This is a genomic window from Phormidium yuhuli AB48, from assembly GCF_023983615.1.
Taxonomy (GTDB): Bacteria; Cyanobacteriota; Cyanobacteriia; order Cyanobacteriales; family Geitlerinemataceae; genus Sodalinema; species Sodalinema yuhuli.
In genome coordinates this window covers 4,247,004-4,272,795 of sequence record NZ_CP098611.1, presented here as the reverse complement: position 1 = coordinate 4,272,795, position 25,792 = coordinate 4,247,004, and the positions used below count along the sequence as shown (strand labels likewise).

At 52.7% G+C, this 25,792-nt stretch carries 21 protein-coding genes; 9 read left to right on the top strand and 12 right to left on the bottom strand.

All coding sequences use genetic code 11. From position 1 onward, the window contains the following. Window positions 1–11 precede the first annotated feature (11 nt). The 3 genes from NEA10_RS18410 to NEA10_RS18400 are packed head-to-tail and all read left to right on the top strand — an operon-like array spanning window position 12 to window position 1,258. Complete coding sequence (locus tag NEA10_RS18410; protein WP_252662792.1) at window positions 12–680, top strand: ABC transporter ATP-binding protein; 669 nt, start codon at window positions 12–14, stop codon at window positions 678–680. A 31-nt stretch (window positions 681–711) separates the two neighbouring features. After that, window positions 712–960 (top strand): DUF4160 domain-containing protein, encoded by a 249-nt coding sequence (locus NEA10_RS18405; RefSeq protein ID WP_252662791.1) that lies wholly within the window; start codon window positions 712–714, stop codon window positions 958–960. Between the two features lie 13 nt (window positions 961–973). Then, window positions 974–1,258, top strand: a complete 285-nt coding sequence (locus NEA10_RS18400) for a DUF2442 domain-containing protein (RefSeq protein ID WP_252662790.1) — start codon at window positions 974–976, stop codon at window positions 1,256–1,258. A 300-nt stretch (window positions 1,259–1,558) separates the two neighbouring features. On the opposite strand, the gene NEA10_RS21155 is transcribed toward NEA10_RS18400, so the two are convergent. After that, a complete protein-coding gene (locus NEA10_RS21155; protein ID WP_374111803.1) occupies window positions 1,559–1,657 on the bottom strand; it encodes a pentapeptide repeat-containing protein in 99 nt (32 codons plus the stop codon). A gap of 174 nt (window positions 1,658–1,831) precedes the next feature. Between NEA10_RS21155 and NEA10_RS18395 the strand changes: the two genes are divergently transcribed. From NEA10_RS18395 to NEA10_RS18380, 4 genes are all read left to right on the top strand, one after another. After that, entirely contained in the window at window positions 1,832–3,427 is a 1,596-nt protein-coding gene (locus NEA10_RS18395; RefSeq protein WP_252662789.1) for an NB-ARC domain-containing protein, read from the top strand. Beyond that, the gene (locus NEA10_RS18390; RefSeq protein WP_252662788.1) at window positions 3,428–5,101 is read left to right on the top strand and encodes a tetratricopeptide repeat protein; all 1,674 of its coding nucleotides are present in this window, start codon (window positions 3,428–3,430) and stop codon (window positions 5,099–5,101) included. A 216-nt stretch (window positions 5,102–5,317) separates the two neighbouring features. Continuing rightward, complete coding sequence (locus NEA10_RS18385) at window positions 5,318–7,384, top strand: AAA family ATPase (RefSeq protein WP_252662787.1); 2,067 nt, start codon at window positions 5,318–5,320, stop codon at window positions 7,382–7,384. Between the two features lie 210 nt (window positions 7,385–7,594). Next, entirely contained in the window at window positions 7,595–7,930 is a 336-nt protein-coding gene (locus NEA10_RS18380; protein WP_252662786.1) for a DUF5132 domain-containing protein, read from the top strand. On the opposite strand, the gene NEA10_RS18375 is transcribed toward NEA10_RS18380, so the two are convergent. The 11 genes from NEA10_RS18375 to crtD all read right to left on the bottom strand — a co-directional run bounded on the left by NEA10_RS18375 (window position 7,927) and on the right by crtD (window position 22,991). Next, window positions 7,927–8,268, bottom strand: a complete 342-nt coding sequence (locus NEA10_RS18375; RefSeq protein ID WP_252662785.1) for a hypothetical protein — start codon at window positions 8,266–8,268, stop codon at window positions 7,927–7,929. The genes NEA10_RS18380 and NEA10_RS18375 overlap by 4 nt on opposite strands. Window positions 8,269–8,411: 143 nt before the next feature. Beyond that, window positions 8,412–10,622 (bottom strand): heavy metal translocating P-type ATPase, encoded by a 2,211-nt coding sequence (locus tag NEA10_RS18370; protein ID WP_252662784.1) that lies wholly within the window; start codon window positions 10,620–10,622, stop codon window positions 8,412–8,414. Between the two features lie 40 nt (window positions 10,623–10,662). After that, window positions 10,663–11,211 carry an HMA2 domain-containing protein gene (locus NEA10_RS18365; protein WP_252662783.1) on the bottom strand — a complete coding sequence of 183 codons (549 nt, stop codon included), beginning with the start codon at window positions 11,209–11,211 and terminating at the stop codon, window positions 10,663–10,665. A gap of 201 nt (window positions 11,212–11,412) precedes the next feature. After that, the gene (locus NEA10_RS18360) at window positions 11,413–12,717 is read right to left on the bottom strand and encodes a GTP-binding protein (protein WP_252662782.1); all 1,305 of its coding nucleotides are present in this window, start codon (window positions 12,715–12,717) and stop codon (window positions 11,413–11,415) included. Next, window positions 12,699–14,858, bottom strand: coding sequence for a PAS domain-containing sensor histidine kinase (locus NEA10_RS18355; protein ID WP_309494399.1), 2,160 nt, complete (start codon window positions 14,856–14,858; stop codon window positions 12,699–12,701). The genes NEA10_RS18360 and NEA10_RS18355 overlap by 19 nt, the downstream gene beginning before the upstream one ends. Window positions 14,859–15,078: 220 nt before the next feature. After that, window positions 15,079–16,761 (bottom strand): chaperonin GroEL, encoded by a 1,683-nt coding sequence (groL, locus tag NEA10_RS18350; RefSeq protein WP_252662781.1) that lies wholly within the window; start codon window positions 16,759–16,761, stop codon window positions 15,079–15,081. A gap of 60 nt (window positions 16,762–16,821) precedes the next feature. Then, on the bottom strand, window positions 16,822–17,853 hold the full coding sequence (locus NEA10_RS18345; RefSeq protein WP_252662780.1) for a glycosyltransferase family 2 protein: 1,032 nt from the start codon (window positions 17,851–17,853) through the stop codon (window positions 16,822–16,824). Window positions 17,854–17,931: 78 nt separating this feature from the next. Beyond that, window positions 17,932–19,155 (bottom strand): bifunctional sterol desaturase/short chain dehydrogenase, encoded by a 1,224-nt coding sequence (locus NEA10_RS18340; RefSeq protein ID WP_252662779.1) that lies wholly within the window; start codon window positions 19,153–19,155, stop codon window positions 17,932–17,934. A gap of 135 nt (window positions 19,156–19,290) precedes the next feature. Next, complete coding sequence (locus tag NEA10_RS18335; protein WP_252665407.1) at window positions 19,291–19,989, bottom strand: potassium channel family protein; 699 nt, start codon at window positions 19,987–19,989, stop codon at window positions 19,291–19,293. A gap of 95 nt (window positions 19,990–20,084) precedes the next feature. Beyond that, entirely contained in the window at window positions 20,085–21,419 is a 1,335-nt protein-coding gene (locus tag NEA10_RS18330; protein ID WP_252662778.1) for a TrkH family potassium uptake protein, read from the bottom strand. Window positions 21,420–21,476: 57 nt separating this feature from the next. Further along, window positions 21,477–22,991, bottom strand: a complete 1,515-nt coding sequence (crtD, locus tag NEA10_RS18325) for a C-3',4' desaturase CrtD (protein ID WP_252662777.1) — start codon at window positions 22,989–22,991, stop codon at window positions 21,477–21,479. Window positions 22,992–23,150: 159 nt separating this feature from the next. Between crtD and NEA10_RS18320 the strand changes: the two genes are divergently transcribed. Together NEA10_RS18320 and NEA10_RS18315 are read left to right on the top strand one after the other, a co-directional pair. After that, a complete protein-coding gene (locus NEA10_RS18320) occupies window positions 23,151–24,449 on the top strand; it encodes a M16 family metallopeptidase (RefSeq protein ID WP_252662776.1) in 1,299 nt (432 codons plus the stop codon). 289 nt (window positions 24,450–24,738) lie between these two features. Then, window positions 24,739–25,770 carry a tetratricopeptide repeat protein gene (locus NEA10_RS18315; protein ID WP_252662775.1) on the top strand — a complete coding sequence of 344 codons (1,032 nt, stop codon included), beginning with the start codon at window positions 24,739–24,741 and terminating at the stop codon, window positions 25,768–25,770. Window positions 25,771–25,792: the final 22 nt, after the last annotated feature.

The window sequence follows — 25,792 nt, the reverse complement described above, 5'->3', positions numbered from 1 at the left end:
CGGTCGCTCCTATGTTACATCTGACCAATCTCAGCTATCATCCCCCCGCCAGTCCAACAGAAATTCTCAAATCTCTAAATTTAGAGTTATTGCCCCAGAAATTGGGGTTAATTGTCGGGCCGAGTGGTTCCGGGAAAACCACCTTGTTAGAGATTTTGGCGGGGTTAGCCGAACCCACCTCGGGACAAGTGAAATGGCGCGATCGTGAACTGCTGCCGGAACAACTACGCCAACTGGTAGGATTGGTGTTTCAGTTCCCCGAACGGCATTTTTGCGGCGGAACCATCCTGGAAGAGTTGCGCCTGGGTCATCCTGAAATTGGTTCAGACCAGGTTAAACAGGCCCTAGAGGCAGTAGGATTAAGTCATCTTTCCCTCTATGGTGCGCCCCATGACCTCAGTGGTGGTCAGCAGCGACGGCTGGCCTTGGCGGTGCAGTTAATTCGTCAACCGCAAGTGTTGTTATTGGACGAACCCACGGCGGGGTTAGATTGGTCAATGCGTCGTCAATTGGCGAATTTGCTCAAGCAACTGAAGCAAGATTGGAGTTTGCTGGTGGTGACTCACGATGCGGGGGAACTTTTGGAGATTGCCGATTCCTGTTGGACGATTCATGACGGAACCGTGACCCCAGTGGATACCCCCTCAGGGGAACAAACCCCCTCAGCCACATTAGGTTAATGCCACTACTGCTGGAGAATTGCTAGGACTCATGCCAGAAATCACCCGATTTTATGGAATAGTCATAAAAATGTTCTTTGGTGATCACTCTCCCCCTCACTTTCACGCAATTTATGGTGAGTATAATGCTTTAATTAGTATTGAGTCTCTAGACGTCATGGAAGGAGATTTGCCACGACGTGCTGAAAAAATGGTACTTGAGTGGGCAAGATTATACCAGAAAGAACTGCTCCAAATTTGGCAAAGCCAAGAATTTATAAAATTGCCACCTTTAACTTAATTCAAACAGCTTTATGACACCACCTAGAATTGATTCCGCCAAAGCAATTGAAGATTATCAAATTTTAGTTAAGTTTGACAGTGGAGATACGCGAAAATATGACGTTTCTAGGTTATTAGATAATCCCATGTTTTACCTATTAAAAAATCCTGTATTTTTTGGAAACTTTCGAATTGAGCCTGGAGGATATGCTCTAGTGTGGAATGAAGATATCGACATTAGTGAATACGAACTCTGGCATAATGGGACCCCCGTTACTGATGAAGATAGTTTGAGTCATCTTGATACTGTCCATTGATAAGGTGAGCAAGAAGGCGCTCCGAAACCATCCCATCATCCTGGTCAATTCGTCTATTATTAATGAGTCACGGTAGGGTGTGTGGCGGCTCAAACCCATTTTGGACTTAGAAGACCGATGGACAAATGCCGCCACGCACCGCTCGGGGGGGTTGGTCCTCCGGCAATGGCGCGTTCCTAGAAATCCCGAGATGGTGCGTTCCGGCAAGTTGGGAGAGAGTCGCCTCAATCCAATCATGAAATGATGCCGGAACACACCCTACCGTTGTCGGATTGATGCCATTGCTCAGGGTTATTTTATTTACGCATCGGTTCCCACAACGTTCAGTCGAGCTTCCTTAAGATTTGCCTCCTTTAAGTTCGCATCTTTCAAGTTCGCACCCTTCAAATTAGAGGTCACTGATAAATCCCGAGATGGTGCGTTCCGGCAAGTTGGGAGAGAGTCCCCTCAATCCGATAGTGAAATGATGCCGGAACGCACCCTACCGTTGTCGGATTGATGCTGCCGCTGGGGGGGTTTGTCAACGGTGTGCCTATAATAATAAGGACTCTGGCATTCCCCGGGGAGACGGTGATGGATGTGCTGGCCTCGACTCAAACACGATTGTTAACCGCGACAGCCGTCTTGGTGGGGGGGACGGTGTGCGGTGGACCCCTGGGGGCCATCGCCTCCTCGGTGGCTGGGGGCGTTGTTGCCAATGATATGGTTCCCCAACACCTCAATCATATTGCGGTTCGCCTGCGAGGCAGTCAAGATAAATTAGGCAACCATGACTTAACTGAGGCGACGGGATTCGCCATCGCCCTGATTATTAAAAGCATCGCTGAAGCCGGAACTTATCCTCACTCTAGCAAAAAACTGGCAGCCCTCGCTAAATATACCCTCAAAGCCTGGCAGGAGGTCGCCCAAGCCTTGAAAGAGGGGAAAAAGGTTGATTTTGACCCAATCCAAGAAACTGAGCTTACAGGGCTATTTCGAGGGGGTACGAGGGACTATGTGGGTCAAACGGTGTTGAGGCTGGAGGATTGGCGGACTTTACTGAAATATTGGCTCTGTCCCGGGGCTACGGTTCAATTGCCCGAAAATGTCCTCCAGGAAGTGGCGGCCCAGTTGCGGGAGAAGTTTGCGTTTGCCTTACGGGAGGTGTTGAAAGGGGATTTTGAAGAGGGGGGACGAGCCTTTGCTGGCTTGACGCTCTCCCTACTGGGGGAAATGCAGGGGATTTTACAGGAGTTGCTGAAGACCCGTTCCCAAACCCAAGGACCGGACTTACAGGCGGAATTGGCGGCGGTGACGCAACTGCGACAGGGGTTAGAGGAAAATTCACAACAGTTCCAGGTGTTGGGAAACCAGATTCGCTCAGGCTTCGAGGAAGTGTTGCAGGAGTTGACACTGACTCGGGAGACTCTGGAACGGATGCGGACTGAGTTGCAGGAGGAATTAGGGAGTTTGCAGGAAACCCTCAGAGAGGGATTTGGCAACCTTAGTGAAGCGAATCAACGGTTACAAGATACCGTCGATGCTGGATTTGAGAGGGTTGTGGCCTTCTTGGAGCGAGATACATCGGGGATGCAAGCCATTTCCTTCAGTTTGGACACCAACCCCCCAAAGGTGACCAATTGGCAGGGACGGGAGGAAGAATGGAACCGAGTGAACGGTTGGCTGAAGGATGAGAACACGAAATTGGGGGTGATTGTGGGATTACCGGGGATGGGGAAATCCACCCTGGCGGCGAAGGTGTTTCGGGAACGGACTGATTTTGAGGGGAATTTGTGGCTGGATTTGCGACAGCGTCCGAGTTATGCCATTGTCGCTCGCGGGATATTGCAGGAGTTGGGCAAACTCTCCCCCCAGGAGTTGCAAGACATCCCAGAGACTCGTTTAACTGAGGTCTTGATTCATTGTCTGCAACGGCGACGCTTTTTGCTGGTGTTGGATAATTTGGAGTCGGTGTTGCAAGATGAGGGCTATCGAGACTTTTTGCAGCGGTGGCTGGGGGCCTGTCACCAGACGGAAATTCTCGTCACGACTCAAGTGGCGCCGCCGTTGGTGCAGGAGAACCCCACGGAATTAGCCCTCGGGGGACTCTCGCCGACGGAGGGAGCGCAGCTGTTGCAGGAGTTGGCGGTAGGGGGAACAGAGGCGGACTTGCAGGAGTTTGTCCAATAGGTGAATGGACATCCTCTGACGCTGAAACTGGTGGCGGGGTTGCTGCATGAGGAATTTGGGGATGAGGCGACAATTGGGCAATTGGCGGAGTTGGGACTGGCTGATGTGGGGATGTTGATGTCGCAGTTAAGGGGAGTCCACCGTCAGGAGGTGGTGCAGTTGTTGGCGGTGTTGGATGCGAGTTTTAATCGCTTGTCGGAGAAATGGCGGCGGCTGTTGTTGTCGTTGGTGGTGTTGCGTCAGGCGTTTGATGGGACTTGGGCGAGTGCCATGATGGGGGAGACGGTGGCCCCGAAGGAGTTGCGGCGGTTGGCGAAACGGGGGTTTTTGCTGGCGGAGGCCCAGGGGTATCGGTTCCTCCCTTTGATTGAGGAGTATCTCAAGTTTCGCGCCGGGGATTTGCGGGAGGCCCATTTACGGGCGATTGAGTTTTATGAGAGTCGCGTTACGTCTCGCGCGGAGTGGGAAACCCTGGAGGATGTGCAGGACTATTTGGAGGTGTTTTATCATCGCTGTGAGTTGGGAGAGTATGAGGCGGCGTTTGATGTCCTTCGGGATGGGGATGATGTCAATGAGTTCCTCTGTTTACGGGGTCATAATCAACTTCTGGCAGAACTCTACCAGCAATTAGTCGAACATCTCCCCTGTCGAGAAGATTATCGGTATACTGCCTCTTTAATCTCGTTAGGCAATGGTTACAGGTCCCTAGGACGCTACCGAGACGCGATCGCCGTTTATAAAAAATCTCTGGAAATCGCACGGGACATCCGCGACCAACAGGGTGAAGCCGATTCTCTAATCGGTTTAGGCAGTGCTTACAAGTCCCTGGGACGTTACCGAGACGCGATAGCCATTCTTGAACAACAACTGGACATCGCACGGGACATCGGTAAACCACAGGGTGAAGCCGATTCTTTAAACAATTTAGGCAATGCTTACAATGGTCTAGGACGCTATCGAGACGCCATCACGTTTCATAAAAAATCGCTGGAAATTTTCCAGGAAATTAGACACCGACAGGGTGAAGCGGATTCCTTAAACCATTTAGGTTATGCTTACAATTGCTTAGGACGCTACCGAGACGCAATCACGTTTCATCAAGAATCACTGGAAATTTTCCAGGAAATTAGACACCGACAGGGTGAAGCTAATTCTTTAATCAATTTAGGCAATGCTTACAATGCCCTAAAACGCTACCCAGAGGCGATCGCCATTCTCGAACAATCTCTGGACATCGCACGGGACATCGGCAACCGACAGGGTGAAGCCACTTCTTTAATCGGTTTAGGCAATGCTTACAATTCCCTAGGACGCTACCCAGAGGCGATCGCCTTTTACGAACAATCCCTAAAAATCACAGGGGACATTAGCGACAAACGGGGTGAAGCCAACACATTATTGATGTTAGGTAACTTATATCAAAAACTAGGCAGAGTCCAAGAGGGGTTTGCCGCCTCACAGCAAGCCACAGCCATTTATCAAGACTTGAACTTACCCCTTGATGCCTACCCAATTCCCAAGTGGCAGAAAAAACTGGTCAAATTCGCCGAACGGGGTAAATTTCATCTAATTCTATGTTTTCTCGGCGGACTCATTGCCTTACCCTTGGCAGTGGTTTGGTTAATTTCACTCATCCTCTATCGCCTCATCCGTCAGCGATTCACCCCTCGCTGATGACGATTCCCGCCGCATACCATGTTCCCAGAGGGCGACACAAGGGAAGGGAGGGCGACCCCAAGGGGAGGGCGACACAAGGGGAGGGCGACCACAAGGGTTCGCCCCTACCCATTACAAGGACACAGGGGGCGCTTCACTGACCCTCACCTCGATGTTACGATAGAGAGGTCATCACGATCGCATCACCTCCTTCCTTGCTCGTCTAGTCTGGCTATGAAACTCCTATCTATCCAGTTTTGTAACTTCCGTCAGTTTTATGGGAAAACCCCGCGACTCATCTTAGCCAGTGGGGAGCGCAATACCACCATATTTCATGGTAACAATGGCTCAGGAAAAACCAGCATTACCAATGGCTTTACCTGGGTTCTCTATGAGAAATTTAGTGCCGCTTTTGCTGCCGAAGACCAACTGGTGAATAAACGGGCGATCGCCGAAACTCCCCTCCGAGAACCCGTTGAATGTTTCGTGGAACTTCACTTTGAACATGGAACCATCCTCTATCGGGCCCGCCGCACCTGTCGCGCCTATGCTACAGAATCTGGAGTGGAAACTGGGGACAGTCTCTTAAACCTACAATATGCTCAGGAAGATGGACGCTGGCTGCTACCCCGAGAACCCGCCTATGATATCATTGCCCGTATCTTACCTGAGAGTCTTCATAGCTATTTCTTCTTTGATGGAGAACGAATCGAAAAGTTAATGCGAGATGATAAACGATCAGAACTAGCAGATGCGACGAAAGCTTTATTAGGAATTAACGCCATTGATGGGGGAGTGCGTCATCTCAAAGAGGTTCGCAAATCTTTAGAAAATCATCTCAAAGGGATTGGCAACCCAGAAACCAAAAAATTCTTAAAACAGAAACAAGATAAAGAAGCAAAAGTTGATAGTCTCGAAAAACGCAATCAGCAAATTGAGGCAGATTTAAAACATTTTGGCGATAAAAAACATGACCTCAATCGGCAATTACTGGAACTCCAAGGTGCGGAAAATCTGCAACTGCAACGGACGACCTTGGAAAAGCAAAATGACGATATGGTCAATCGCATCCAGCAGACGCGAGCGGGATTAGCGGAGGCGATCGCCAGTAAAGGCTATACCGTCCTCCTGGGGGACCTAACCCAAGGGTTTCGCGGCTGGTTATCCCAACGTCAGGAGACGGGAGAACTGCGGCGGGGGATTCAACGCAGTTTTGTTGAGCAACTTCTCAACCAAGAACGCTGTATTTGTGGCGCGGAACTCCATCCCGGCTCCCCTGGCTTTGAAAGTGTGCAAAAATGGACGGAAAAAGCCGCCATTGCTGATGTCGAAGAAACGGCCATTCGCCTCAGTTCCCAAGTGGATGATATTGACAGCCAAGCACAAGAGTTTTGTCAAACTACCCAAGAACACCACCAAGCCTTAATTCAACTCATTGAAGAACTCTCCAGCGTTAGGAATGGGTTGGAGTCGGTGAAAGATCAACTTCGTAGTTTCCCCGATCAGGATATCCAGAACCTGCAACAGCAATTGGATGATTTAGAATTACGCAGCAGTGAATTAAATCAGGAATTAGGCGCGAACCAGCAACAGCGGCTGAACCTCCAGCGGGAGATTACCCAGTTGGGAAAACAGGTGGATCAGCAACAGATGAATGAGCGCAAGCAACTCCTGGCACAACGGCGGATTGCTAAGGTGGTTGATGCGATTGAGCGCCTACAACGGATTCAAGAGAATTTTGAACAGCGATTTCGCCAATCTCTGGAAGAACGCATCCAGGCCCTATTTCGCCAAATCTCGTTTACTCCCTATATTCCCATCTTGAATGAGAATTACGAGTTGAGTCTGATTGAACGGACTGCTGGACGAGATCAGGTGGTGGCGGCTTCGACGGGGGAGAATCAGATTCTCAGTTTGTCGTTTATTGGTGGGATTATTGATGGGGTTCGCAGTTGGAGTCAGCGTCAAGTGCTGGTGGCCCCCAATAGTAGTACCTATCCGGTGGTGATGGATTCCCCCTTTGGCAGTCTCGATGAGATGTATCGCCGTCAGGTGGCGAAGTCGATTCCTCAGTTGGCGAACCAGTTGGTGGTGTTGGTGACGAAAACGCAATGGCGGGGGGAGGTGGAGAGGGAAATGTGCGATCGCATTGGCCAAGAGTATGTCTTACGCTACAACTCTCCTAAACCAGACTGTGACGAGGATGCCATTGAACGCTTTGGGGTGCGCTATCCTCTCGTCTGTCATAGTCCCAATGAGTTTGAATATACGGAAATTGTGCCGGTGGAAAGGGGGGGTTAGGGGGAGAAGAAGGGAACAGGGAACAGGGAAAAGGGAATAGGGGGAAGAAGGCAATCTTTGATGTTTAGATGACTCTCTGGGGTGTTTAATTAGTAAAAATTAGCAAATATTTCGAGATTTTTGGAGTCTTTGACGTAAATTAGAAAATTGAGCTAGAATAAGGGTAAATACTCCGAAATTGGAGCAATCTTTCTAAAGAGGAACCGAATTATGCAGGGACATCAAGACCCCATCGGACTCCGGCAGCGGGTGGCTCAGTTGGCCGCAGATCCTAACGCAAAAGCGATCGCCATCGGAGCGGCGGCTGTGGTGATCACTCCCATGGTGTTACCCTACGCTAAACCCTTACTACGAGGAACCCTCAAATCTAGTGTCATTTTGTTTGAAAAAACCCGAGGGGCGATCGCCGAAGCCGGAGAACTCCTAGCGGACATTGCAGCGGAGGCTCGTGCGGAAGTCCACGGAACCTCTCCGGCGGCTCTGTCCCCCTCCCCCAGTGGCTCTGACTCAGGTGCCTCCAATCACGAGGGAGCTGAGCCAGCTTAACTAGAGATGTGGCTCATCGGCTGGACTTGGCTCGATGCGTTCCCTTGGGGCGATCGCCCGGCCCGTTGCGAGAGGTCTGTTGGCAAGAACTCGGAGGCCAACTGACTCTGTTGTTGAGCCTGAGCAATCCACTCGGACAGGGAGATCCCTTCTCTAACCCTGGCCCTTGACGGGGTGGGTCGGCGTGGGCGAGTCTGGCTCACAAGGGGTAATAGGGGTGAACCGAAGACCAACACCCCTAACCCTAACCAGGTTAGCGGATGACTATCGTCTCCACCTTCGAGAATTTCTTTGAAGTGGAAGGTGAGAACGGACTTTTCCAGGTGAATTAAAGACATCGGTTAAGTGCTCTGGAGCATCCCAGCCTCTTGTAGCATCAGTTTCCAGGGTAACAGCATTTCGCTTCAATGAGAATAATTTGCAGTTATCAACCTCAAAGGGATGGAGAACCACGGAGTCACAGAGGACACAGGGTTAACCCTTAACTGGATCGAGTCTGGGGTCGAGTTGAGGGAAGGGTTCGTTGAGGGATGGCTTCCCAATCTAACTGATGAACCACTAAGGGCCGCAGACTATTGAGTCCGGCGGCGATCGCCGAGCCGTTGTGAATCGCTGTCGCTAGGAGAGGATTGAGGCCCACCGTCGTCGCCAGGCCCAACGCCGCCAGATTCGGTCCCACCACTAGGGCGATATTTTGTTCAATTAGAGAACGAGTTTGGCGGGAGATGGCGATCGCCTCCAACAAGTCCATCAATCCCTCATTCATCAACACCACATCCGCCGTTTCCCGGGCAATCTCGGACCCTTGGGCAAAGGACACCGACACATCCGCATAGGCCAAGGCTACCGAATCATTCAAGCCATCCCCGACAAATCCCACCGTGCGGCCACTGCGATGCAGTTCCCGGACCATGCGGGCCTTATCCTCCGGGAACGCCTCGGCTTGCACCCGTTCTGGGGGAATGCCCAACTGTTGGGCCACCTCCGCCGCCCGTTGAGGATGATCTCCCGTCAATAAATAAATCTCAATCCCATACCGGGCTTGCAACTGTTGCAGTAACCCTTGGCTCTCCGGCCGTAGGGGGTCTGTATAATGAATCAGCCCTTGGAAGCGGCGATCGCAGGCCACATAAATCAGCGACTCCCCATCTAACCCGTCCCGCAACTCACCCCCCTGGGGCTGGCCACACCAATCCACCCCCGCCTCCTCCAGGAAGCGTTGACTGCCCACCCAAACCAGCTGTCCGTCAATCTCGGCCTCCACCCCCAGCCCCACCTCATAGGACCAATGGTTACGAACCGGCAACGATACCCCCTGTTCCTGACTGTAGCGAACCAAGGCCTCCGCCACCGGATGAGTCAATTGCTGTTCCGCCGCCGCCGCCAATTGCAAAACTCTCTCAGTGGGTAACCCGTCCGGGAGACCTCGCACCCCGGCGATGGCGATGGTTCCCTGAGTCAGGGTTCCCGTCTTATCAAACACCAACGTATCCACCTGAGCCAACTGTTCCAAGGTGCGCCCACTGCGGACTAGAATCCCGTGGCGGGTGGTGTGAGTCAGAGCGCCCAGAAACGCTGTCGGAATTGAGACTCGGATTCCCGTGACAAAATCCAGGGTCAGAATTGCCGCCGCCCGAGCTGGACTGCGGGTTGTCAACAGAGTCAGTCCCGCCAGGAGCAACGAGGGCCAAATCAGGCGGTCCGCCACCTTCGCCGCATAGTTCGCCATGCGCGTATCCTGAACCGGCGCCTTGCGTAATAACTCCAAACTGGCCGCCGCCCGAGTTTGCGTCCCGACCCGTTCCGCCCGCAATTCCAATTGACCCGATCGCACCAAGGTCGAGGCCCACACGCGATCGCCCGGCCGTCGCACCAGGGGCATAGCTTCCCCCGTTAGCCCCTGCTGGTCAACGGTCGCCTCTCCCCGCACCACTGTTCCATCCACAGGAATCTGTTCTCCAGGATAGACCATCACCCGAGCTTGCACCGGAACGCGATCGCTCTCCACTTGCCGAGGGGAATCCTCCCCCGGCTCTTGCACCCAAGCAAACCGACCAATGGTATCTCGTAAATCAGCGGTTTCCACCACCGTGCGGCGGGCGGTCTGCTGACGGATAACATCCCCCAATTCATGGAGGGTTAGGGTCAAGGCGGGGGTCAACAATCGCCCCTGCCAAGCCCCCAAACTCAAGGCCAACAGATCCAAACCATCGATATTGAGCCGTCGCTCCTCCCGCACCGTCTGCCAAGCCCGTTTAGCCGTGGGAAACACCGCCACCAAGAAGGACAACAAGGCGAACGGTCGCAAGCCCCCCCAGCCAGGACGACCACTCAGCCAAGCCAGGGCGGCGGCTAGGAGAGGTTTCGTTAAGGAATCACTCAAATCCTCGGCTGCCGAGGCTGAGGGGTTCTGTGAGTCCTCAGACCCGTCCCCAACCAAGAGCCGGGGCTGTTCCTCAACGGCCGTCACCTGCTTCAGAATCTCTCCTGGGCTGAGCCAATGGGGATGATAGTGAATCACCAAACATTGGGCAGCCCGATTGAGTCGTACCTGTTGAACCCCGGCGGTTTGCTCTAAGGACTGTTCTAGGGCCTGGGCCAGCAGGTCAGAGTGATTCAGACCCGGTAGACGCAACCGCAGGCGGCCGGGGCTGCGATGAACAATGGAACAGGTGGCAGTGGCTTGAGTCATGGTTGGGATTGGGCTAGAGGAACTCTGGGCGCAAGGAACGTTACCCTTGGGCGGGGGAGGAGACGGGGGTTTCTGCCTGTTGGAGAACTTGGAGGAGGTATAACCCCAATTCCAACTCAGACAGGCCACCGCCGTCATATTGTATGGCTAGGGAGGCGGCCGCTCGATTAATCCGAGCGGATTTGACCCGGGACTCTTCCACTAAGAGGGCTTGCAGGCGTTTGGCATAGATAGCATCGGTTCTCAGGCGAGGAATCCGCAGCCGAATCCGCCCGGGGACGGAATGAACAATGGTGTAGTCTTCCGGCTCTTGGGAGGCCACTGTGGCATAACCGTTGGGGGTCGAGTCGCCGTTGGGGGTCTCGACTGGGGTTAGGGATTGTCCTTGTTGTTTCAGGTTTCCCACAACTTGCCGCACCAGAGCCGCGATGAGGAGGTTGACCAGCAGGGCTTGGGCCCCCCGTAATCGTAGGCGACTCGTGGCCAGTAAACCCGCTAGAACCGGCAGGATGGTGGTGATTTCGTTATACTCCTCTAGCCATTGACCGAGACGGGGAGCTATGGTGACGGAGTTGGAGGTTGATGTCATAGGAACTCTCTCTATGGGGTGATCTCACATTTAATTTACCACAAGTGTTGACAACTATTTTCAACAAGCTTATACTAATTTTCAGTGTTCTCCTCTAAACCGGCAGTGTTCTCTCCTCATATTGGGGGGCGTGCGCGGGGTCTATCTCTCGGGAGCGGGATAGACCCGGTTTTTTCTTTTTTGGGGAGATGTCGGCTAATTTTAGGGGATGGGGGGGCGATCGCCCTGAGCTTCTAATCGACTTAAAATTTCGCGAATCACGGTGTCTGAGCCGGCTTCACCCCAGGTACAGCCTTGTTCTAAATAGGTTTTCGCCGCTTGTCCCACGAGGTAACTGCCTGAAGCGGCGATCGCCCCTTGACTGAGGGCCATGCCCAAGAATCCCGGAAATCCTCCCGCCAGGAGTCCCAACTTCCCCCCTCCAAACAGGGCATTGCCGAGGGTTTCCCCTAACAGTAAGCCTCCCGCACTAACAAAAATTGTTCGCAAGAGTTTACCCGCCTCATGACTGGTCATGGGGAGATCATAGAGACGGGCCAAACTGCGAACCAAGAGTAAATCCGCCACCGTTCCGCCAATCACATCCACCACAAACAGGGGATTACAAGCCACAATGGCCCCCTTATACAGGGCAAAATCCTGAATCAACTGTTCGGCCTCCTCACGGCGAGCCTTGAGTCGTCCTTGAGCCATGGCCCGTTCCGCCTCCCGTCCTTGGACCAGAGCATTTAACGCCAACAACGCCATTCCTTGAGACGATAAGAGCGATCGCAACTTCTCCTTTAACGCCATCACATCAGGTGCGGGGGTTTCCCAAGCCTCCTCCACCCGGCCATCCGCTCGTTCATGACGCACCCGGCGCGGATTGGGTTCAGCCGCCACACAAGCAATCTCATCGAAGCTCAACGGGAGCCGTTCCCCCCGGGCCAACTGACGTAACTGAGCCAAAATCTGGGCCTGATCCAACTCAGGATACAAATCCATCTTATTGAACACCAACAATAGCGGCTTGCCCAACTCCCCCAACTGAGATAACGCCACATACTCCGTCTGAGTCAAATCCCCCGCCACCACAAACAGAATCAAATCCGCCTGCTTGGCCACATCCATGGCCATCAGGGCCCGTTCTCCCCCAGCAATCTCATCAATCCCCGGCGTATCAATCAACTCCACCGGAATCGTTCCCGTGGCCGAGGGAAGCTGCCACATCACCGAGCGCGTCCATTGCGTCACCCCATTCAGGGGCCCCGTGGCAAACACCCGTTGTCCCAACAGTGCATTCAACACCGCCGATTTCCCCCGACTGACGGCCCCAAACACCGCCACCCGAATCAGGCCACTCTCCAACTTCTCTAAACTTTGCTCTAACTGCTCTCGCTGCGACTGTATCTGGGGGCCGCCGGTTCGGGCTTGAGGTTGACGACTGCGGGCCAGCGATCGCACTAAACTTTGACGGGCCCGAGCCAGAGAAAAACGCTGCCAATCCGTCACGGTTCCGACTCCCAATAATCTAACTCCGTTTTCTCATCCAAGGGGGCCTCTGGCTGCTGACCATCATCCCCAAACATACTCTCATCCCATTGCGCATCATCCCAGGGAGCTTCACTCCACTCCGAGGTGGACGGGACCCGTCGCGATGGTGGCGTTGATTCCATCTGGTCTTCCTCCACGGTCCACCAATCCTCCACATCCACCTCAGCAAACTCCTCCTCAAAGCTATCCAGAGACGCAGAACCTAGGGGGTCCGCTTCAAAATCCTTAAGGTTAACATTTGAAAACGCCGGCAACTCCAACAATTCCGCCGTTTCCTCCAATAGGGGCCCGTCCTCGGGCGATCGCGATAGAGAACTGGCGGTCTCGCGAGGATGATGATTGATATTCACCGGTTTCCCCTCCTGGCCCATGCTCAAGGACCCCGCCACCTGGCCTGCCGGTAAGTCAACAATAAAGGTTGAGCCAACCCCCGGCTCACTTTCAACGGTAATATCGCCCCCCATCATCTGACAAAAACGACGACTAATCGCTAATCCTAAACCCGTCCCTCCATAGCGTTTCGTCGTCGATTGATCCCCTTGAGTAAAGGGCTGAAAAATATGGTCAATTTGCTCACGAGTCATGCCAATCCCCGTATCACTGACGCGGAAGCAAATCCAGCCCGGTTCCCCAGCTCCCAAAGACTGACCATCGGACCTCTGAGCCGATAGCTCCCCATCCCCAGACATGATACTAAAAGGGGACTCCTGACGATTCACCATTAAGACAATTGTCCCTTGATGGGTAAACTTAGCGGCATTACTGAGTAAATTTAACAGCACTTGCCGAACCTTCGTCTGATCCGCCTCCATGGTCCCCACATTGAGGCTACAATCAACGCGAATGCTATTGGTATTTTTATCGACTAGGGGTTGAATGGTACTGGCTAACTCTTGAACCAGCGTGGCCACATTAAACACTTGAGGGTCGAGATCCATTTTCCCGGCTTCAATTTTAGAGAAGTCGAGAATATCTTGAATAATGGTCAGTAGATGGCGGCCAGCGGTGGTGATACTCTTGAGGTCGGTAAGGATTTCTTCATCTTCCAATGCCATATCCTCAAATTCTTCTTGGAGGATTTCGCTATAGCCAATAATGGCATTGAGGGGCGTGCGTAACTCGTGGCTCATGTTCGCTAAGAAGGAACTTTTGGCCTCATTGGCGGCCTCGGCGGCCAGGGTGGCTTGGTAGAGTTCCGCCTCAGCGTGTTTGCGTTCACTGATATCCCGGGCAAAGGTGCAAGTATATTCTTGGTCGTTGTAGACCAGGGAGTTGATGGTAATTTCTACGGGGAAGACTTTGCCATCCTTGCTGCGGTGACGAGATTCTAGGGTAAAGGAGCCAAACTCACGAATCTGATCCCAGTAATCGGGCCAAATTTCCGGGGGCAAATCCGGGTTAATTTCGTGAATGGTCATCATCAACAATTCTTCTCGGGTGTAGCCGAGGGAGAGGCAGGCGGCATCGTTGACATAAAAGATGTTGCCGTCTTGGGTAATCCAAAAGACCGTATCTCCAGCTTGGTTGATGGAGATCTGACTCATGCTGCGGATATCTTCAATGTGATCGCGTTCCTGACGCGCCTTTTCTAACTCCCCTTGCACTTTCGTCAATTGCAGACTCAGAGCGGTTCGCTGTCGCCGTAGCTGCTGTAAGACCTGTTTGGGTTTACGAATATCCTCACAGATGAGAATTAGACCTCCCATCTCTCCCTGGGGGGTTTTCCAGGGGCTAATACTCCAGGTGATGGGGCGTGTCTGGCCATCGCCGAGGTGAAATTGTAAGTCTTGCCAACGGCCAGGGCGATCGCGCTCTAAGCAATCGTGATGAACGCTATGCCAACGTTTAGCATTATAGGGATAGCGTTGATAATGCGATCGCCCCACAAAGGAATCCGGTTCACCGCCAAGGAGTTCGCACCACTGGCGGCTGACACAGAGATATCGCATTTGACAATCCACCATCGCCATGGCAATGGGGCTATGGGCCAAGAACGACTGAAATAGGTCTAAATTCGTCGGGACGTACATGGCGGCTTGAATATCGTTGGGCAGCCGAGGCCAATCGGGGCGACCTAGGCTGAGAAGCCCTGATGATGGAGTCGCCTGGGACAACAGCCAAGGAGTCAGATCAGGAATCAGTTGGCTCAGGGGACACTGCTGCCAGGCTATTGTTCAGAGTACGCGAGTTAGGATGGGACTGCCAAGAGTTTCTGTAAAAATACCAATCAAAAGAGGGAGGCAACATCGCCTCCCTCCATTGTAGGGTCGAATGTGGGGGAGCAACAGACTCCCCCGACTGGCTGACCTGAGCCATGAGTGACGAGGTGGGGGATTACATCATGCCACCCATACCCATGCCACCCATGCCCATGCCACCCATGCCCATGCCGCCCATACCGCCCATGCCGCCCATGTCGGCTTCAGGACTGGCTTTCTCGGGTTTCTCAACCACGAGGGCTTCCGTGGTTAGGATCATCCCAGCGATGGAACCGGCATTTTGAATCGCCGAGCGCACCACTTTAGCGGGGTCAATAATGCCGGCGACAATGAGGTCTTCATACTTGCCGCTGATGGCGTTGTAGCCGATGTTGAACTCGCTTTCGCGCACTTTCTCAACCACAACAGCCCCTTCCCCACCGGCGTTGTCCACGATTTGGCTCAGAGGTGCTTCCAGGGCTTTGAGGACAATGTCAGCCCCGAGTTGTTCTTCATCGTGGAGGCTGGATTTGAACTGCCCCAGGACTTTGGCTAAGTGAATCAGGGTCGTACCACCACCGGGGACGATGCCTTCATCCACGGCGGCTTTGGTGGCGTTGAGGGCATCTTCAATGCGGAGTTTGCGGCTGCGCAGTTCAGTTTCCGTGGCGGCTCCCACTTTAATTACGGCCACGCCACCGGCGAGTTTGGCAATGCGTTCTTGCAGTTTTTCGCGATCGTAGTCGGAGTCGGTTCGCTCCAGTTCCTGACGCAGTTGGGCGATGCGTTTTTGCACGTCAGATTTCTGGCGGGGGTCTTCTTCCGAGAGGAGGGTGGTGTTATCTTTGCTGATGTTCACCTTGCGAGCTTTGCCTAGCATATCTAGGGTCACGGTGTCAAGGCTTAAGCCCACATCTTCAGAAATGACCTGGCCACCGGTGAGGGTTGCGATATCTTGTAACATCTGCTTGCGGCGATCGCCAAAGCCAGGAGCCTTGATCGCTGCCACATTCAGCACACCCCGAGCCTTGTTCACCACCAAGGTGGCGAGGGCTTCGCCTTCCACATCTTCGGCAATGATGAGCAGAGACGCTGACTGTTGAGAGACTTTCTCCAGAACCGCAACAATCTCTTGAATGGAGCTGATTTTCTTGTCGGTAATCAGGATATAGGCGCCATCATACTCCACCGTTTGCCGTTCAGCATCGGTGACAAAATAGGGGGAGAGATAGCCGCGATCGATTTGCATCCCTTCGACCACTTCCAATTCCGTCGCCAAGGATTTAGACTCCTCAACGGTGATCACACCGTCTTTGGTCACCTTATCCATGGCCTTGGCAATCATTTCGCCCACTTCGGTGTCATTCCCCGCCGAGACGGTGGCCACCTGTTCAATGGCTGCACCTTCGACGGGTTTTGCCGCTGCGGCAATTTCCTCAATGAGTTTGGCAATGGATTTTTCAATGCCACGCTTGAGGGCTACTGGGTTGGCACCAGCGGCGACGTTTCTCAGGCCTTCACGAATCATGGCTTGGGCCAGAACCGTTGCGGTGGTGGTTCCGTCTCCGGCCAGATCTTTGGTTTGGGAGGCCACTTCTCGGATTAACTTGGCCCCAGCGTTTTCGAGGGGATCTTCGAGTTCGATGTCTTTGGCGATGGTGATGCCATCATTCACAATATCCGGCGCCCCGAATTTCTTTTCTAGGACAACGTTACGACCTTTGGGGCCTAGGGTAATGCGAACGGCATCAGCAAGGGCATTGACTCCCCGCTCCAGGGAACGCCGTGAGTCTTCATCGAAGGAAATAATTTTGGCCATGGATTGTTTGATCGTCTAGCAACTCCAACACCTAAACTTAGCACTCTAACGGGGCGAGTGCTAATTCGTAGAAACCGTACCCCGGTTGTCGGCAAGGTTTGCTGGGGACTGGGCTAGGATTTCCCGGATGCGATAGATGGGCCGATGTTGAGACTCGTGATAGGTGCGCATCATCAACTCGCCGAGGAGGCCAAAGCTAAATAGCTGTACCCCGGCAATGACTAGGAGGATGGCCAGGGTTAGCAGGGGGCGATCGCCGATATTGGCATCTGTGAGCAGTTTCAGCCCTGTCAAATAGCCTCCGAGAATCACCCCCGATAACATGGACAGAATCCCTAAACCGCCAAAGACGTGCATGGGCCGGGTGAGAAATTTCTTGAGGAAAAACACCGTCAACAGATCCATTAAGACGCGAAAGGTGCGCCCTAAGCCATATTTACTGCTACCGAACTGACGTGCATGGTGATTGACGGGAACTTCAGCGATGCGCGCCCCTTCGATGAAGGCCAGGGCCGGTAAGAAACGGTGCAGTTCTCCGTAGAGGTTCAGATCCTCGACAATTTCCCGCCGATAGGCTTTCAGGGAACAGCCGTAATCATGGAGATTGACACTGGTGACGCGGCCAATGAGCCAGTTGGCAATTTTTGAGGGGAGGAGGCGAGTCAGGGCGTCATCTTGGCGGTTTTTTCGCCAACCACTGACGAGATCATAGCCTTGGTCTAGGATGGCGATGAGATTGGGAATGTCTTTGGGGTCATTTTGTAGGTCGCCATCGAGGGTGACAATCACCGCTGCGTTGGCTTCTTGGAACCCGGCGGCCATGGCGGGGGTTTGACCATAGTTGCGCCGCAGGAAAATTACCTTAAGCTGTGGATAGTCCTGCACCAACTCCCGTAGGCGATCGCGGGTTCCGTCCGTTGAGCCATCATCAACCAAAATAATCTCATAGGACCACTCCGTCTCATCCATGACGGCGGCGATCGCCTCTAGCAAGCGCCCCACACTCTCGACTTCGTTGTAGATGGGTGCTACGACGGAGATATCAAGGGAGGGCACATTGATGCTCGGAGGGGGAGATTGACTGGAAAGCATGGTAATTCCTTGGGGAAATGAGGATGAGTGGGAAAACTCGGCGGATACATCCTGGTTAGCACAACTTGCATCAACTGGCTAGGGTCGAGTGAGCCCCCGGAAATAGAGAGATACCATCAATTCTTTGAGGGGATGAAGCACCCAGGTTAGGGGATTGATGGTGACGATGATATTACGTACATCCCGCTGGGCCCGTTTGACAATTTTGGCGGCCACGCGATCGCCGGACATGACCCCCACGGGGTTGAGGCTACTTTTAAAGGGTCCCAAAATTAGTTTGCGGATAATGCAGGGGGAGTCGAGGCGACGCAGGGTGACGAGATCCCCCAGGGTGCGTTTACTCAGTTCGTAGAGGGGACTGAACGCGGGGTTGACTTCGGCTTCTGAGGTATTGACCCAAAGTTCTTTGCGCACGCGATCGCGATCGCCATCGACGGTCTTCAAAAAGGTTTCCATCAAGCGCCAGGCGGAAAAGGCGTTGACCTCATAGGAACAGTCAATGGCTTCGGGGGTGCGATCGCCATGAACATTGACCCCATGATTAATCACCAGGATATCAACCTTCCGTAACTCTTGCTCTAAGGCGGTTTCCTGCCCCACCTGCCATTGGCGCGTCGGGATTGGCGTTTCTGAGTTCTCCAGATAAATCGGCTGGTCTCCCGAGGTCAGGGCCAGCACTTTCGCACCTTGGCCCTGCAACTCCCGTAGGAGGGCCCGACCCAGGGTTCCCGAGGCCCCCGTGACGGCGACGGTTTTTCCTTTCAATGACAGTGCTGTTCCCATAACCTGATCCACCAGGGTTAACGTACTGCAAAAATAAGCATTCTGATTATCAAAGTGATGTCGCCAATGGTAGGGACGATTCACCCACCAGCGAGAGGGAGTTTGGACAAAGGGGCCCGGTAAATGGGTAATGTCCGTCATTTCATGGGCCCAGGTCCACCCCATCCCCCGGGCCATGGCCGCCAAGAGGAATCCTGTGGCATAAAGACTACCGACACCACATCCCCAGGCTAACTCAGGGGTCACGATATGGGCTAATCCCCACAGGACAAGACTCATGGCAATCATCACACAGGCTTCGGGAACATCGTTATACCATTGAGCCTGGCGGTAGATGAGGGCGCTACTGGGGGTCAAATCGGGGCGAAATACCCGGTGATGCCAATTATGCAGTCGCCCTAGGGGGGCCCAGACATGGGCCAGGACATGATAGAGATCGCGCACCACTTCAACCCAGAGAATTGCCCCCAGTCCCCAAGCGGCGATCGCCCCCCAATAGATCCAAGAAATGCTTGTCATCGTCTCTTATCCTGTTCTCTAGCCACAGTTGAGTAATGTCACGAGGGTGATACGGTGGACTCTGCCGGTTATGTCATCGCTGAGACCTGTCCCTCGAAGTCCGCCTTGAATTGAAGCACAATTTGTCAGTCTCGGCTATAGGGGCAGTTGATCGAGATCCCGATTTGAGCCAATCACCACCATCGCCAAGCCTTTCTTGAGTTTGGCTTGAGGGCTTGGGTTAATCTCGAAGCCTTCATCTTTTCCTACCGCCAAGACACTAATGCCATAGGACTTCCTTAGGTCTAGTTCAGCCAGGGTTTTTCCCTCAAATTTATCGGGAACCACAATTTCCACAATGCTATGATTGGGATCAAGTTCAAACTGCTCTAAAATTCGCGGACGGGTTAGGGCGCGAGCCAAGGCGCAACCCATCTCTCGCTCTGGAAATACAACGCGATCGGCTCCGACTTTTTTAAGCAGTTTCAGATGAACTTCTGAGGAAGCTTTCGTGACCACATGTTTAACGCCCCCTTCCTTCAAATTCAAGGTTGTAATGATACTTTCTGCCAAGAAATTACCAATGGCAACAATGACAATATCAAACTCAAACAATCCTGCTTCTTTGAGGGCTGAGGGTTCAGTGGTATCCAAACAAAGAACATGATCTGCAATGCGATCATTCAACGCTAAATTGACCAGCTTTTCATCCCGATCCACAGCCAAAACTTCATAGCGATTCTCATGCAGAGTAGCACAAACTGCACGACCAAAGCGTCCTAAGCCGACCACCGCAAATTGTTTGTTGTTTTCGGGATGCCAACTTTTCAGGAAATTAAATGAGGATAGGTTCACATTCATGGGTTCACTTGGATAGAGGTGTTGAAGAGATCATGGCATTCTTGAGAATCAGCACGTTCCCTCACTGTTGCTGGTACGGTCGGGCTAAATTATCCCACCAGGAGGTCTTCATCAGGATATTCCAGCGCACTCGGTTTTGGATCCCCCAACAAGGCCGCCATCAAAATTAAAATGCCAACTCGGCCAGCATACATCAAAACCGTAATAACTAGAGCACCGAAGGTTGAAAAGCTACTGGTGATTCCAGTTGACAAGCCGACTGTTGCAAAGGCAGAGATGGTTTCAAAAAAGATGTTGATAAACTGCAAGTTCGGCTCTGAAATTGCCAAAATCATGGTAGAAGCAGAAATGATCATGATTGAGCCAACGGCAACACCAACCGCTTTCATAATCAGCTCAATCGGGACACGGCGTTCATAGATTACAACATTTTCTCGTCCTTGTAGAACAGACTTAGTACAGGTTAGCAATACTCGAAAAGTTGTGGTTTTAATTCCACCCCCTGTACTCCCTGGACTGGAACCGATAAACATTAGGGCAATGGTTAAAAATAAGCCGGCTGTTGTCATCTGCCCAATATCAATCGTGTTGAAACCAGCGGTTCGGGTGGTGACGGATTGGAACCAGGCGGCTTGTAGTTTATTGCCCCAGGACAAGGGTAAGAGGGTTTCTGGATTATATAGCTCGCTGGCAAAAAATCCTAAAAAGCCCAGAATGAGTAGGAGAGCCGTGGTACTGGTGACGACTTTGACATGAAGGGAAAATCGGAAGCGTTTCTCATTTTTTTTGAAGCGGCTCTGCCACCAGAAAAAGACTTCCATCATGACTTGATAGCCAATTCCTCCCAGGATAATCAGCAAGGTAATCATGATCGTAACTGGAAAAACATTAACATATCGCATTAAGCTGTCTTCAAAGAGGCTAAATCCGGCATTATTGAAGGCACTAATACTATGAAAAATAGATTGCCAAAGTCCTTTCGTCCAGCCAAACTCGGGAACAAAGAGAGTCATTAAGGCGAAGATACCTGTGAGTTCTAAGAGTAGGGTTAAGCCAACAATGGATTTCAGGAGTTGGGAGACACTGGAGAGGCCGGCGGAGTCGAGGGAATCTTGCAGGGCAATTCGATAGCGAACTTTAGAGCGACGACCGAGTAGAATCAGTAGAAAGGTGTTGGCGGTCATATAGCCCAATCCGCCCACCTGAATCAGGGCTAAAATCGTCAATTGTCCCCAGAAGGAGTAATAGCTACCGGTATCGACCACAATCAAGCCGGTGACGCAGGTGGCGGAGGTGGCGGTGAATAAGGCGGTCACCCAGGAGTTCCAACTGCCATCGGCTAGGGAAATGGGCAACATCAATAACAGCGTTCCCACGGTAATCACCCCGAGAAAGCCTGAACATATGGTTCGCGCAACAGTCATGGACGGGAGCGGGTGAAGGTAAATTGCATTGTAGTATCTTACCGAGCTTTGCCAATTCTAAAGTTTTTGGGAAAATTTCGCCTGAATCTGCCGCACGGCGGTAAGGGCGGAATAACTTACGCCGGCGGTTCCTTCGCCGGGATGGGTGCAATCTCCCACCAGCCAGAGATTTCGTTTGGGGGTGCGGTTGGCGAAACCGAAGGGGCCAAAGGTACTGACTCGTTGCCCAATTCCCCCGACCACACCGGCATCGCGGCTGGTAAAGTGGGCGAAGGTGCGGGGGGTGGCGGCTTCGATGTGAAGGAGATGTTCGGGGGAGAGGTTGAAATAGGAGCTTAGACGGGCGATCGCCTCCTGGGTATAGTGGTCTTTAAGTTGTTCATAATCATCACAAGTCCACCATTGCCGGACATCGGTGAAGGAGGAGGCGATGAGGGTGGCTTGGCCGCTGGGGGCCCGACCATCGCCGGGATGACTGACGGAGACGAATAGGGAGTTATTCTCGGCAATCTCCCCCTCGCCGTCATAAAAGAATTGTAGGTGGGGGGGACAGTGGGGGGGAATGGCGGCTGCGTCTACCCCGAGGTAAATAACAAAGGCCCCGGAGGCGGGTGGGAGTTTATCGACACGGCGACGGTAGCCTTGGGGGGGATGGTCCAGGAGTTGTACCAGGTTTTGCACGGTGACGTTGGCCAGGACGATATCGGCGGGTTCGGTCCAGGTTTCATCCCGTTTGAGGTTGCGGATGGTCACGCCGCTGACCTGGTTGTTTTGGCTGTGGATGGCTTCGACGCGATGGCCCATCTGTAACTGGCCGCCATCTCGTTCTAGGGCTTGTTGGAGGCGATCGCTCAACACCTGCATACTACCCTGGAGATGATACAGTCCTTGGGGGTCTTGGGATACCCCGAGGGCGGTGGCGGCATAGAGGAGGGCGGTGTCTTCGGCATCCACTTGGGAGTAAAGTTTCAGTTGTAGGTCGAGGAAGGTGCGTAAACGGCGATCGCCCTCAAGACCAAACCAGCGCAGGGCATCCCCCACAGTCCAGAAGGTGAAGGGGACCGTGACCAGGGTTCCGGGACGCAGGGCCCCCAGTAAGCGGCTGATATCCCAGAGGTTGCGGGGGGGAAGGACGGGATCTCGTCCTTGGAAGGCCCAACTGGCCCGGAACAGGGTTCTCATCAGTTGCCAGAAGGGTTCACTTCCGGGGAATTGCCGCCGTTGTTCTTCCCGCCAACGCAGGGGGTCGCGCCAAACGTTGATGGGTTCAGTTTCTCCGGGGAGATAGACGGCACAGGCGGGGTCGCAGGGGGTGGCTTCGGGGAGGGGAATCTCCAGTTCCCGGAAGATACGATGGTGAATGCCGCCGGGTTCGAGACCGGCCACTTGAGTTGCCCCTACGTCAAAGGTGAAGCCTCGCCGCTTGAAGGTGGAGGCACAGCCCCCAGGGACAATGGCGGCATCATAAACCTTGACAGAATAGCCCCGATGTGCTAACAGGGCGGCGGCGGTGAGTCCTCCAATGCCCGCACCAATGACAAGGACATTTGGGGGAGTGGGGGATTGAGTCATGGCTGTTGGACGCTTGAGGTGGACAGGCTTGGGAAATTCTTATTTAAGTTTACCTTTCTTAATACTTAAAGTAACTTAAACTGGAGAGGAGGGGTTGTGGTTTGTTGCTGCAAGCTCTCGCTGTATCGACAATCATTGGATTGTTCACTTCAGGCACTCATGACTTCTACTCTCCTCAGTCGCTCCACTCCTTTTTCTCTGAACGCGCCCACGGTTCGTAAGTTTGCTAATGGTTTGACGGTTATTGCTGAGCAGGTTCCGGTTGAGGCGGTGAATCTCAGTTTGTGGTTCAATGTGGGGTCAGCCCTGGAGCCGGATGCCATGATGGGTACGGCTCACTTCCTAGAACATATGATTTTTAAGGGGAGCGATCGCCTAGAGATGGGCGAGTTTGAGCGTCGGATTGAGGCCCGGGGGGCGGTGACGAATGCGGCCACGAGTCAGGATTATACGCAGTTTTATCTCACCTGTGCGCCCCAGGATTTGGCCCAGTTAGCGCCGCTGCAATTGGATGTGGTCTTAAATCCCCAAATTGCCGATGAGGCGTTTCAACGGGAGCGTCAGGTGGTGTTGGAGGAAATCCGCCGTTCTGATGACAATCCCCATCGTCGCAATTATCAGCGTGCCATTGAGTTGGCGTTTGAGGAATTGCCCTATCGGCGGCCGGTGTTGGGTTCGACGGAGATTGTCTCGGGGTTAGAGGCGGGACAAATGCGCCACTTCCACCGCACCTGGTATCGTCCGGAATCGTTGACGGCGGTGGCGGTGGGGAATTTGCCGGTGGAGGAGTTGGTGGCGACGGTGGCTGATTCCTTTGCTCAGGTGTCGAATGATGATTTGGCGATCGCCTGTCCTTTACCGCCGCGATCGTTTCCGGCCCCGGAGTTGGGGTTTGCGGAGGTCACCCGGCGGGAGTATTGTGATCCGACGTTGCAGCAGGCCCGTTTGAGTTTGTTATGGCGGGTTCCGGGGTTAGGACAGTTGGAGGAAACTTATGCTCTGGATGTGTTGGGGAGTATTTTAGGACAAGGGCGCACGGGGCGTTTGGTGCGGGAGTTGCGGGAGGAACGAGGGTTGGTGTCCCGAGTGGGGGCGGGAAATTTGAGTTATCGCCTACAAGGGTTGTTTCAGGTGGGGGCCCAGTTGGCGGCAGACCATTTGCAGGAGGTGGAGGAGGCGATTGTGGCCCAGGTGGCCCGGCTTCAGGATGAGTTGGTGTCGGAGGTGGAGATGGAGCGGATTCGCAAGCGCGTGGCGAATCGGTTTGTGTTCGGGAGTGAACGGCCGAGCGATCGGGCGAATTTGTATGGTTATTTTCAGGCGTTGGTGGGGGATGTGGACCCGGCGTTGAGTTATCCCGAGGCGGTGCGATCGCTCACTCCGGAGGATTTACGCGAGGCGGCCCGGAAATACCTCTCTCCTGAGGCGTTTGGGGTGGTGATTGTCCGTCCTGGTTAATCTGGAGAAGGGTCGGGGGCTATTACGAAATTGAAACCGAAATTCCTGCCAACCACGAACTCCGTCTTAACCTCCCCAAAGAGATTCCCCCGGGAAACGTTAACGTTGCCATTATTCACGACCAGCAAGAATCCCCCAAGCTAGAGTCTAATAACTGGCTTGAGGTTTTGGGTGCTGGTCAAGCCTACAGCCGTTTTAAATCAACCGAGGATGTCAACCGCTTCATCCGCGAACAGCGCGAAGTCTAATGGGCTAAAATAGTGGCAATTCCCTGACTCTGTCTTTCCCCATGCAGCAACCACAGGATAAAAAAATACCGGCAGACTACAGCACTTTTTTTGAAGATGCCCTGCGCCTGATAAGTGAAAGCCAGGTGAATCCCTCCGTGGTTTATCCTTTCCTCGACCGTCACAGGGACAAACTCAATCAGGATTTAATTGCTCTTATCCCCGCCTTTGCGACAAGTAGCAATATTGCTGACCTTTTTAATTTTGCTAACTTTGTGCAAGAATTTCCCTTGGGTCAACGAGGGGTTAATTTAGAAATTGCGATCGCTATCTACAGAAAAGCCCTTGATTTTGTTGATCGCGAGAATCATAGCTCGACTTGGGCCGCTATTCAAAATAACTTGGCAATTGCCTACTCGGAGCGTATCCAGGGAGAGCGATCCGAGAACCTGGAGCGGGCTATTTCAGCCTGGGAATCCGCTTTAGAGGTCTATAGCCGCCGTCCCTATTCTGACAAATGGGCAACAGCGCAAATCAACCAAATTGATAATCTGGTAACGTTATTTGAGATATCCAAAAACTTTCAATATATTGACAAAGCCTTCACGATTTATAAAACTATTATTACTAATAATCAGGACATCATTGCTTCCGCACCATTAGTTTTTTATAGACTCGGCAAAACTCTGTCAAAACAAGGGGTTTACCAAAAAGCAATTCAGACCCTGGAGACAGTTCTTGCAATTTTACAAGAACACTCCTGGAACCATGTTGAGCAACTACATCTCATGGCACTTACCTTGTTTGAACTGGCTCGATTATCTCATAAGCTTCTTCGTCTTGACCATTCAAAACTTTATTTTAAGGATGCTCTGCGATTATTTTACCGCCTCGATGATGAAAATTCAGCAGCAAGTGTCATGACCGCATTAGGTAATCTTGAATTACAAGTTGGGCAAAATGAAGCTGCTCAGTTTCACCTTGAGTCGGCTTTAGTGTATTATGAGAATCAAAATAAATTAGAAGAAAAAGAGGAGGTCGAAAGGCTGTTGAAACTCCTTGATGATTCTCAAAAGAAAATCACCATAGGGTAGATTTTATCTTAAGAACCAACCA